Annotated in this window: 3 protein-coding genes; all 3 read right to left on the bottom strand. The window is 65.1% G+C overall.

The features are described 5' to 3' along the window. Positions 1-265: hypothetical protein (locus ACXJKC_RS21665; RefSeq protein ID WP_456698834.1), on the bottom strand; the 265-nt coding region annotated here is incomplete at its 3' end. Positions 266-999: 734 nt separating this feature from the next. Beyond that, positions 1,000-3,984, bottom strand: a complete 2,985-nt coding sequence (locus ACXJKC_RS21660; RefSeq protein ID WP_456698833.1) for an aminotransferase — start codon at positions 3,982-3,984, stop codon at positions 1,000-1,002. A gap of 113 nt (positions 3,985-4,097) precedes the next feature. Beyond that, a partial coding sequence (locus ACXJKC_RS21655) for a hypothetical protein (protein WP_456698832.1) occupies positions 4,098-4,370 on the bottom strand: 273 nt, incomplete at its 5' end.

The raw sequence follows: 4,370 nt of genomic DNA, 5'->3' as shown, positions 1-4,370 counted from the left end.
AGAACTTGACGCCGGAACGAAGCGTGTACGTCAACGTCAGATGATCCTTCGAGTACTTCCAGGACTCAGCAAGTCCCGGCTCGATCTCATACTTGGCGTTGATCCGCAAGAGCGCGTCGCAGGCGTTCGAAACAATCGGGATGTTGTTGTTGCTGGCCGACTGTGTCGGCGCAATCGAGCTCGGCTCACCGGTTGGGAGATTCCACGTGACCTCCGAGAGCGTGCCCTTGCCCGCGGGGGTAGTCACAAGTTGGTCGTTCTCCACGCCCCCATTCTGTGAAGGCGCCTCACTGGATGATGAGCAGGCGCTCAGCGTTGCGAACGCTACTACTGCCGCCACAGGTAGGAGCCGCGCCCGAGGCGAGCGGCGAGCCCTGTTCTTGCGGGCCAAACCTTCGCCGGACCACATCCGTCCAGCACGGCCATCACTTTCTCTCACAGATTTACTTCGCATGGGGGTTCCCTTCTATGGTCGACCGTCTGGCCGCAAGTCACTGTTCGCTGGAGGCCTCAGAGTGGCCAAACCCCCAACGATCTATCAACAGAAGCCCTCCGGATGAACCCGTTTGCTGCGATACGGCACTTGAGTACGCGGCTCATCCAAACTGAATGCACTCAGAGTGTAGTCTTCTCGATAATCTGTCAAGCCCCCTTTCTGATCGGAGAAGTAAGACAACTGTGTGCTGCACGGACGTAGCGACATCCCGCTCGACGGCATGACGACCAGCATCGTTCGTGGACCGCGACGCTGTGCGGGCAGTCGCATCGTGCGTCTGCGGCCCTGACCTGTGAGGCGGCATGCGACGAGAACCACTTCAACGGGGGAACCGCCGCGTGTTCGGCGACTGGACCTGGCCAGGCTCGACTTAGTTCGTCACCGAGTGGACGTGGACACGCACCCACGCGATCGGCCAGCGGCGAGTGATCGCGATCGACGGCAAGACGGTCTGTGGCCTTGACCTGGTGCCGCCTGCGTCAGCGGTCGGCTTCCCCGGCTGCTCACCATCCGTGTGTCAGTACCTCATCGAGGGCCACAACGAAGCGATCCGCATCGTCCAAGGTCAGGCACAATGGCGGTTTGATCTTGAGTACACACATGCGTTCGGACGTGGGTTGAAGGACGACGCCGAGCTCGAGCAAGCGTTCGCAGATCGCGGCTGTCTCCTCGGCTGCCGGCTCGAGTGTGCCGTGGTCTCGGACGAATTCGACGCCGAGGTAAAGGCCGGACCCATGGACAGCTCCGATCAGGGGATGCTTCTGCTGGAGCGTTTGGAGGCGGCGCTTCAGGTGTGTGCCGACGAGCAAAGCGTTCTCCTGGAGCTTCTCGTCGTGAAGGATGTCGAGCACCGTAAGGCCCACCACAGCGCTGACCGGGCTGCCGCCTGACGAGGAGAAGAAGTACCCTTGCGAGCGAAACGAGTCGGCGATGTCCCGCCTGGTGATGACGGCACCCAGGGGATGTCCATTGCCCATCGCTTTGGCCACACTCACGATGTCGGGGACGACTTGTTGCTGCTCGAAACCCCAGAAGTGTGTGCCCAGCCGCCCGTAGCCTACCTGGATCTCGTCCGCGATGCAGAGGCCCCCGGCCGCCCGGGTCGCGGCGTACACCTCGGCCAGGTACCCGTCGGGAAGGGGCATGCCGCCGGCGTTGCCGTAGAAGGGTTCGGCCAGGAACGCCGCAGGCGGGCGGCCGCGGTCGGCCAGGTCGGCAATGATCGCCGCCGCCGCTGGGCCGTAGTGGGCCGCGTCCGGTCCGCGGTGGGCGCCGCGGTAGGAGTTGGGCGCGGGGACGGTGTGGACCCAGCTGGGTCGTGAGTCCACGGCATGGGGATTGTCGGCCAGGGATGTGGAGATCGCGTCGCTGGCGTAGGTCCAGCCGTGGTAGGCCTCGGCGACCGCGACGACGTCCTGGCGGCCGGTCGTGGCCCAGGCCAGCCGGAGTGCCAGGTCGACGGCTTCAGAGCCGCTGTTGACGAGGAAGACGGTGTCGAGGCCGTCGGGCAGCAGTGAGCTCAGTCGCTCGGAGAGCTCGACGACGGCCGAATAATGAAAGCGTGAGTTGGTATTGAGGCGCTGCCACTGCCGGTGCACGGCTGCACTCAGACGCGGGTGCCCATGGCCCACAATCGTGACGTTGTTGAGCATGTCGAGATAGCCGCGACCTTGCGTGTCGAACAGGTGCTGACGCCAGCCTCGCTCGATCTGGGGCGGTGTGTCGTAATAGTGCTCCTGGACGGTGGCAAACGAGCGGTCCCGGCGTTGCAGGAGGTCAACGCTCGAGGGTTTGCTGAGCAGGTTCGGCGCCACATCACGGTCGAGGATCAGCGCGGTGGGGTCGGGACAGACCACCAACCACCCGTCGCCGAGCTCGGGGGAGACGAAGGCAGGGGTCTCGTCAGTCGGCAGGTGGGTCAACTGCACGTGGAGTTTGCGTCGGCCCGCGCGGGAAGCCACCGTTCCCAACGGGTGCCCTGCCGCCGCCTCCCACCGCGCTCCAGCGGGTCGGCCGGTGTCGATCCCACGCAGGACCAACCGCAGTCCTTCAATGGTCAGGGTAAGACCGTCGTCGGAGTCCTGGGTCACCGTGCCCGAGCGGGGCGCCTGCACGGCCACGGTCTCGGGGAGATGTACCTCGACGCCGAGCGCGAGGGTGGCGGTGCCGACGCCGAGGTCGTCGGGACCGCCGATGCGGGTACGGGTGAGTCGATGTTCGCCGTGGCGGGTCAACACCGCCGCGGCGCCGGAAGCGAGCGCGTTGTCGACCAGCGTTGCTTCGGCCCAGTCGTTCTGCCAGCTGTCGGAGTGCAGGTCGTCGCTGGTGACCGAGAGGTCGAGCATCGTGAGATCCCCGGCAAGGCTTGGCAAGAGCGGGACGCTGGCCGGCGACAGCGGGCGGTCGGCGCGCGCGCGTCCCAGCGCACTGCGTAGCTGCGCGGTCATCACCTCGGCAGGCACCGAGGTGCTGACCTGGAACATCCGCCACTCGCGATCCAACGCATCGGACGCATAGGAGTTGTCGGCATCTCGCAGCACGACGTTCTGGCCGGCGACTACCAGGACGGCTGCGCGCAGGACGACCAGCGGCCACAGGACCTCGAGTTCCTCGTCGGTGAGTCGTCGAACCTCATCAAAGGCCACCACGGCTGCCAGGATCGATTCAGCAGCGGCGTCGTGGTGGTGCAAGACCGACGTGCAGGCGACCGCCAGTTCCGATACGGCCCAGCTCACCATCAGGTCGCCGAAGTCGATGATCCCCACCGGTAGTGGCCGACCGTCTACATCGACCTCACACACCAGGTTGTTGTCGGCGAGATCACCGTGAATCACCTGGATGGGAAGGAGCCCTTGGTGTGACTCGACCAGGCGCCCGGCCCGTCTGGCCGAGTCCAGAACCTGCTCCTTCGCCACCGAGTCCGGCAGCTGTGGGGCCAAGGACTCCACGACGTCGAGTGCATTGCGCAGGTCCCACATCGACGGCTGAGACGCAGGGGGCTTCTCGAACCCTTCGAGGGCAGCGGTCACCCCAGCGGCCAGCTCCCCCAACCGGGCGACGACCCGTGGCGCCAGGTACCGACTGTCCATGATGGGCTCTCCTGGGACGAAGTCCAGGAGCAGGCAGTCCAGATCCAAGTCGTCATGGTGGAAGGTCTGGAGGAACCGCCCGTCCAGGCCCATCCGGCCATGGGGTAGCCGGACGTCAGGCATGGCCGCCGCCACCCGCTCGATCGCCGCACAGTGCGCCACAAGTGCGGCGCTGTCAGTTACTGGGTTGAAGAACTTCAGCACGTAGTCCCCTCGGCCGTCCCCTGCCGGTTGGGATCGGACCCGGAAGTTACGGTCGTGGTTGCTGCCCAGCTGCTCCAGGGTCCCCACAACCCCGAACCGCTCGGCCAAGAAAGCGGCAGCGCGTACCTCAGGGATGGGAGACAGCGGCTCGACCTGCCAGTCAGCCGAGAAGGCGCTTACTCGGTCTCCATTCATTGATGGGATGGTCCTCTCTAGGTTCTGAGCACGCAACTCGAAAGCTGCGCGACCCGCATGACGACGCCGCACCGATCGAGGCCAGCTGGTGGTGCCGCAGGGGGGGGCGTCGTTCAGGAGTCTTGGGTGGCTCTTCGCTGGGCGCCGAGCAGTACGGCTCGGAACGTAGTCCTCATGACCGCTATGGCCTGCTTGGTGTCGAGTCGCTCGTCCTGCGTCATCAAGAGCCAGGTCATGGCATTGGCTGCGGCAAAGAGTGCTTGATGGCGAGGATCCGTTTTGTCTGCTCCGATCTCGTTACCAAACGTCTCGACGAGGTCGTCGTGTAGGCGGCCGTAATGCTGACGCCGGGCATCAGTCAAGGCAGGAGAGAACGGCTCGGCAAG

The sequence above is a fragment of the Aeromicrobium sp. P5_D10 genome (assembly GCF_054049535.1).
This window is presented reverse-complemented; position numbering and strand designations above follow the sequence as displayed.

Coding starts and splice junctions, on each gene's coding strand:
- ACXJKC_RS21660 (WP_456698833.1), bottom strand. CDS start 3,984: ATGAATGGAGACCGAGTAAGCGCCTTCTCGGCTGACTGGCAGGTCGAG.